We start from the raw sequence: 7,705 nt of genomic DNA on the forward strand, positions 1-7,705 counted from the left end.
GTTTCTACATGAATGAAATGGTGATCTTCAGCTTGAACGAAGCTATGAAAGACGGCAATAATCGCGTGAAACCTGTGGATGAAAAAGCGGCTCCTGCAATGGACGAACTTCACACAGTGGACCTTCGCAAAGCGATTAATGCACCGACAATTCAATAATTTTAGATGATTTAATTATAAGAATTAAGTGTTGTTGTGTTGTATTGTATTTCTTATAATTGTATGACCGATAAAAAATATCGGGGTGTTGTTTGTATTAACAATACCCCGATATTTTTATGCATATAATTTTGCAATCAAGGTGATTCGCTGACCTTGAATCACCTTATATGTAATTTTTTTTACGATGGCCGTAAAATTGTGATGCAGAAATTGTAACTGATCGTTAGGTTGAACGTCCGCATCATATGTGAATACGCCTTCTTCCCCATTAAAGCGACCTTTGATTGTGAAAGTTTGATTATCTCGTGTAACTACGATATCTTCTTCTGTAACCGTATTTGGTTTATCTATATTTTGTTGTAAGATATTGAGTTCTGACATAGATTTCTTCCTCCTTTCTGCTTTCAGTATAACAATAAAAATTAAAAAACACATGGAGTAATCATATAAATTGTTTTTATACACATATGCTCTATTTCTATAAAGCCTATAAAGCCCGCCAATACGCCTTTAGAGTGCCTTAGAATAAAAAAAGGAATGACGGCGATTTGAATTTCACCTGTCATTCCTTTTACTATATAATAAAATGTTACCTTTATTGATTGTGCAATAGTTAATTGGCTTAAGTAGGTATGTAGTAATTGTGTACGTACATTGAGTCAAAATGGCAGAAACACTGTACGATATCTGTTTATGAAAAGATATCATTCTATTATATGGTCTATCATAAAACAGGATAATGAAGAGAAAATAAATTGGTTACATATGGTGTGATATTAGTACATAATTATGGAGCATATTAGTATTATTTATGAAAGTTGGTGAATAATAGTTAAAAAATACAGCATTTATGCAGAATATTCAGTATATTTAATTTTATCGAAATTATTAATAATTTAAACACAAAAGTTTTATGAAAATAAAATGAAAAAAAGTTTACTTTTCCCGTAATATGTGGTATTTTAGATATACACATTCAAGAATGTCGATGAATTCTTAATACATCATCGATACATCATTGTTATTTCATTAAATATGTAGATAGTTGGTTAGTAGGTTTTATAAGTTTTATAGGAGAAAGATTAATGAATCGAGTATTTAAAGTGATTTGGAATCGCACAAAGAGCTGCTATGTTGTTGTGGCAGAAACAGCAAAGAACATGACGAAACGTTCCTCTTTGTCGGTTGTATTCTCTAAAATGGTAGGTGCTACAGCAGTTGCCGTTATGTTGACAGGCGTTATGATGCCTACGGATGCCTTGGGGGCACCGATTAAAAATGGTGTCGGAGCGACAGCTGAAAACGACGGTGGTATCGCAATTGGTGATAATACAGCATCTAAGGGTGATTATAGTATTTCAGTAGGTACTGGTGCATCTGTAGGTAGAGGAGATACGGACGAGGGTAGAACTTTGGCTGGTATCGCTATTGGTCGTGGTGCGACTGTAACTGTTGATGATAATAAAGGGAAAAGTGTTCCGGCAAATCAAAGAACTGGTGGCATTGCTATCGGTCAAAGTGCTACAACTACGGTTGTAAATGCAATTGCTATTGGTTCCGGCACTAGTGCTGATGGGGCACAAGCTGTAGCTATCGGCCGTAGTTCATATACGAGCGGGAATAATACGGTTGCTATCGGTAATAGTACTCGCGTTCGTTCCACTAATGGTTTTGCACTTGGTAACGAAGCGTGGGCAGGTATCGATGAGAATGGAACTGTTGTAGGTAAAGATAATGACCAAGCTTTCGGTTCTAATGCTCGTGCTTGGGGTGGTTCCTCCATGGCGTTAGGTAATGATGCAAAAGCCGGTGGTGGCGGTGCCATTTCTATGGGTAATGGTTCTCAATCTAGAGGTGATTGGGCAGTAGCTATTGGTAATGGTTCTAAGGCTTTTAAACAGGGGTCTGCTGCATTGGGTACGAATGCTACAGCTAATAGTTCTCACTCCACTGCACTTGGCTGGGGTAGTACGACAAATGGCTACGCTGATGTTGCAGCTGGTGATGGTTCTGTTGCATCTGGTGGTAATTCTCTAGCAATAGGTGTGCAATCTTCTACTTCTGATGGTGCGGTAGGTGCTGTAGCATTAGGTTTAAGTAGTAAAGCTGAGAAGACAAACTCTATGGCATTAGGTGTTTCTGCTAATGCAGCACATGAACGTTCTGTTGCATTAGGTGCTAATTCCAAGACTGATGCTACAGTAAGCACAGCAAATCAATTGGTAAACGGTTTATGGTATAAAAACTATGCCGGTGGTAGTGCTGACTCTACAGTTAGCGTGGGTAGTGATACAGTAAAACGTACCATTACAAATGTAGCTGCAGGTCGTGTGAATGCACAATCTACTGATGCAATCAACGGTAGCCAATTATATGGTGTTGCAAATACCTTGGGTAACTTAGCAAACACTACAAAAGGTCTTTTGGGTGGCAATGCAGCCCTTGACCCTGATACTGGTAACTTATCGATGAGCAATATCGGCAATACCGGTAAAGGCACGATTCATGATGCTATTAAATTCAATAAAGACACTATAGATAAAGGCCTTAACTTCGATGCTAATACAGGTGGTGCGAAAAACAACCTATTAGGTTCTAAAGTTACCATCAAAGGTGACGGCAGCAATATCAATGCCGCAATTACACAAGCCAATGGTGATACAACTATCAACATGACTTTGGGTAATACTATTAAAGTAGGTACAGCAAAACCTGTAACGATTGACGGTACTACAGGTTTTGTAACAGGCCTTCAAAATAAAGATTGGAATGTAGATAATCCTGTGGCTGTATCTGGCCGCGCGGCTACAGAAGATCAATTGAAAAAGGTAAACGATAAAGTTAATACCAATAAAACTGCCATTGATAAAAATACTAGTGATATCAATACTAACAAGCAAAATATCACGAAAAATGCTGGCGATATTGCGAATAACAAAACTGATATCGCTAAAAATAAGCAAGATATCTCCAATATTAATACAAAAATTAATAAAGGCTTGAACTTTGCTGGTGATACAGGTACTGTAAGCAATAGACAATTAGGCGACACTGTAACTGTTAAAGGCGGTGCTACAGGCACATTATCCGACGGTAATATCGGTGTTGAATCCGACGGTAATGGTACATTGAATGTTAAATTAGCTAAAACATTGACAGGTTTAGATAGCGTTACAGCTGGTAATACTAAGATTGATAATGGTGGTTTGACTGTAGGTGGTAAAACATATGTATCTCCAACAGGTCTCAATGCGAATAATCAAAAGATTACTAATGTTGCTAATGGTAGCGACCCTAATGATGCAGTAAACTATAGTCAATTACAAGCTGCTATCGGCGGTACAGCTAAAGCATCCACTGTAAAAGCAAAGGATGCGAATGTAACTGTAACAGAAAGTACAAACGCAGCAGGCGGTAAGGAATATACTGTTGGTTTAGGTAATAAAATTACTGTAGGTACAGCACATCCTGTAACTGTAGACGGTGATGCTGGTCATGTAACAGGCCTTACAAATACAGATTGGAATGTAGATAATCCTGTGGCTGTATCCGGTCGCGGTGCTACTGAAGATCAGTTAAAAGCGGTAAACGAAAAAGTTAATACTAATAAGACTCAAATCGACAAGAATAAACAAGATATCGCTGATAATAAGCAAAATATCACAAATAATGCTGGCAATATTGCTCAAAACAAGCAAGACATCTCCAGTATTAATACAAAAATTAATAAAGGATTGAACTTTGCTGGCGATACTGGTAATGTAAGCAACAGACAATTAGGCGACACTGTAACTGTTAAAGGCGGTGCTACAGGCACACTGTCCGATGGTAATATCGGTGTTGTATCTGACGGCAATGGCACATTAAATGTGAAATTAGCTAAAACATTGACAGGTTTGGACAGCGTGACAGCAGGTAATACTAAGATTGATAGCAACGGTTTGACTGTAGGCGGTAAAACATATGTATCTCCAACAGGTCTCAATGCGAATAATCAAAAGATTACCAATGTTGCTGATGGAACTGTAGGCGCAGGCAGTAAGGACGCTGTAAACGGCGGTCAATTGCACGATGCCAAAAACGAATTAACTACTAATATCAATAATGCCAAAACTGAACTTATCAACAAAGGTCTTCGTTTTAACGCTGATAATAACGATGAAAAAACAAACAAACTTGGTTCTAAAGTAACAGTCAATGGTGATGACAATATCACTACTAAAATTACGCAAACTGGTGATGATACTACAATCGGCGTTAAATTGAAAAAAGATCTTAATGTTACTACTGTTACTGCTACAGATACTGTAAAAGCAGGCGGCGTAACAATGGGTAAACACGCTGATACTAAAAATTATGTGACAGGCCTTGAAAATAAGGACTGGGATGTTAATAAGTCTAACCCTGTAAGCGGTCGTGCTGCTACAGAAGATCAATTGAAGAAAATCAGCGATGTAATTAAAAGCCAAGGTGCTGCGTCTACGGACTATCGTTTAGTTGCAAATCCGGCAGTTGCAGACGGCGCCTATACAGTTGACTCTAACGGTGATGTTGACTTAACTGTTGAGGATAAAAACCATGCAGGTAGTAAAGAAACAGTTAAGATTAAGGATGTCGCATCTAAATCTAGCCTTGATAAATTAAACGATCGCGCTGTTAAGTATAATTTGGACAATAATGGTGACGTTGATAAGACAAAAGTAACTTATGAAGGTCCTACTTATGCTAATAAAACTGGTGGTACTCATGTAACAAATGTGGCGTATGCGACAGGTAACGATGGTAGCGAAGCGGTTAATGTGGATTACTTGAAAGATAAAATCAAAGATAGCGAAGATGCATTAACTAATAAAGGCTTGAAATTTGATGCTAACAATGGCGGCGTAAAAACAAATAAATTGGGCTCCAAAGTAACCGTTAAAGGGGATAACTCTAATATCATTACGGAAATCTCTCAAGACGGTAACGGTGACAGTACAATTGATGTGAAACTTGGTAAAAACCTCAATGTAGAAACGATTACTGCTACTGGTGCAAACGGTAAAGACGGTAAAATCGGTATTAATGGTAAAGACGGTGTAACAACTAACATTTCTGTTACTCGTGACGGTCAACCTGGTGTAGACGGTGCTCCTGGTACGACTACAACTCGTATTAGATACCAAAAACCTGATGGTACGAACGAAGAAGTGGCTACTTTGAACGACGGCCTTAAATTTAAAGGCGACATGGGTGCTACATCTAATGTTAAGCTTAACAAGCTAGTAAATATAACAGGTGGTGTGACAAATGCATCTGATTTGGCAACCGGAAATAATATCGGTGTTACATCTGCGACGGTTGATGCTGACGGTAATGCAAAATTACAATTGCAATTGGCTAAAAATTTAACAGGCTTGCAATCTGTAACGGCATCCGACACTGTGAAAGCTGGCACTGTAACCATGGGTAAACAAGAAGATGGTGCGAACCCTGGCAATACTGGCAACTATGTATCTGGCTTAGATAATAAAGATTGGGATATTCAAAATCCTAATATGGTATCCGGTCGCGCCGCAACAGAAGATCAGTTGAAAACAGTTAGCGACGAAGTTAAGAAACAAGGCGCTAATGCTACGGACTTCCGTTTGGCGAAAAATGCGGCTGAAGCTGACGGTGCTTACAAGGTGGATGATAATGGCAACATTGATTTGACTGTAGAGGATAAAAATCATCCGGATAAAAAGGAAACCGTAAAATTGAAAGACATTGCCTCCAAATCCAAATTGGACGATGTTATCAATAAAGGCTTGCAGTTTGATGCTAATAGTGGCGGTGTACAGACTAATAAACTTGGTTCCAAGATCACTATTAAGGGTGAAGGTACTGATGCTGATAATAACTACAGCGGTGAAAACCTTAAAACTTTCATCAAACAGGATCAAAATGGCAATACAATTGTCGATGTGAAGATGAATAAGAACCTTAAAGCTGAAACTGTGAAGGTCGGTAAAGGTGATAAAGATGGTGTAACTATCACTGGCCCTGAAGGCCCGAACGGCTTAGACGGTAAGGTAGGTGTTACTGGTAAAGACGGGAAACCTGCTGTATCTATGTTCGGTAAAGATGGCGTAGGCCATATCGGCTTGACAGGCCCTGCAGGTACAAATGGGGTGAACGGTACAAGCGGTATCGACATGTCCGTGAAGAATGGCTACGATGATGATACTAAAGGCGTTAAAGGTGCAAAAGGCGTAGACGGTGTTGATGGTATCACTCGTATTGTTTACCAGGACAAAAACGGCGAACATCAAGTGGCAACCATGGATGATGGTATGCTCTACGGCGGCGATACAGGCAAGGTGATTGAAAAGAAACTTAACAATAAAGTGAATGTTAAGGGTGGTATCTCCGATGAAAGCAAATTAGCTGCTGAAGATAACATCGGTGTTGTTTCTGACGGTTCCGATACATTGAAATTGCGCTTGGCGAAAGAATTGAAAGGCTTGACGTCTGCTACTTTCACAAACGGTGGCAATAATACTGTTATCAATGGTGATGGTATGACAATCAATCGTGCTGGCGGCAATGCAGTAAGTCTTACAAAAGACGGTCTAAATAATGGCGGTAACAAGATTACAAATGTAGCTGACGGTACGGACCCTAACGATGCGGTTAATAAATCTCAATTGGATAAAGCTACAGCAGCTGCATCCACAACGGTATCGGCAGGTAATAATATTACTGTGACACCTAGCACCAATGCGAATGGTTCAAAGAACTATGAAGTAAGTCTTAAAGATCAAGTGACATTAGGCTCTGATGCTACGAAACAAATCGCGTTGGATGGTACTACAGGCACTATCAAGGCTGGTGATAAAGTTACAATCGATGGCAACAAAGGTACTATTAAAGCTGGCAATGTAACAATTGACGGTGAAAACGGTACCATTAAAGCTGGCGACAAGGTAACTATCGATGGTAAAGATGGTAAGATTGCAGCAGGCAAGGTATCTGTTGATGGCAAAGACGGTTATGTGACAGGTTTGGAAAACAAAGATTGGGATCCTGACAATATCACAAGCGGTCGTGCTGCTACAGAAGATCAATTGCAAAAATCTCACAAATCCTTGGATAACAAGATTAATAACCTAGGTGATAAAATCACGAAAAAAGGTTTGAATTTCGCTGGTAATACAGGTGAATTCCACCGTGATTTAGGTCAAAAGGTTACTATCAAAGGTGAAGGTACAGAGTCTGACGATAAATACTCCGGCGAAAATATTAAAACAGTAGCCGACCAAGATGGTAATGTTAATATCAAGATGGCGAAAGACCTTAAAACTGACAGCTTAACTACTGATAAGGTAAAAGTTGGTAAAAACGGTAAGGACGGGGTATCCATTACTGGCCCTAACGGTGCTGACGGTACAGACGGCAAAGTAGGTATCACAGGCAAAGATGGTAAAGATGCTGTATCTATGTCCGGCAAAGACGGTGTTGGTCATATCGGTTTAACTGGCAAAGACGGCCGTAATGCGGATATTACCGTTGATAAAGGTGAT

2 protein-coding genes are annotated in these 7,705 nt (G+C 39.3%); one reads left to right on the forward strand and one right to left on the reverse strand.

Going from position 1 to position 7,705, the window contains the following annotated elements; all coding sequences use genetic code 11:
• Nucleotides 1-275: 275 nt before the first annotated feature.
• A complete protein-coding gene (locus E7L28_RS09720; RefSeq protein WP_004692901.1) occupies nt 276-542 on the reverse strand; it encodes a hypothetical protein in 267 nt (88 codons plus the stop codon).
• Nucleotides 543-1,246: 704 nt separating this feature from the next.
• Between E7L28_RS09720 and E7L28_RS09725 the strand changes: the two genes are divergently transcribed.
• On the forward strand, nt 1,247-7,705 hold a 6,459-nt coding region (locus E7L28_RS09725), incomplete at its 3' end, for an ESPR-type extended signal peptide-containing protein (RefSeq protein ID WP_316711639.1).

It is taken from the genome of Veillonella parvula (assembly GCF_032575955.1).
Taxonomy (GTDB): Bacteria; Bacillota; Negativicutes; order Veillonellales; family Veillonellaceae; genus Veillonella; species Veillonella parvula_J.

Excerpts from the sequence above, each read along its gene's own strand:
- E7L28_RS09720 (WP_004692901.1), bottom strand. The coding sequence starts at position 542 with ATGTCAGAACTCAATATCTTACAACAAAATATAGATAAACCAAATACG.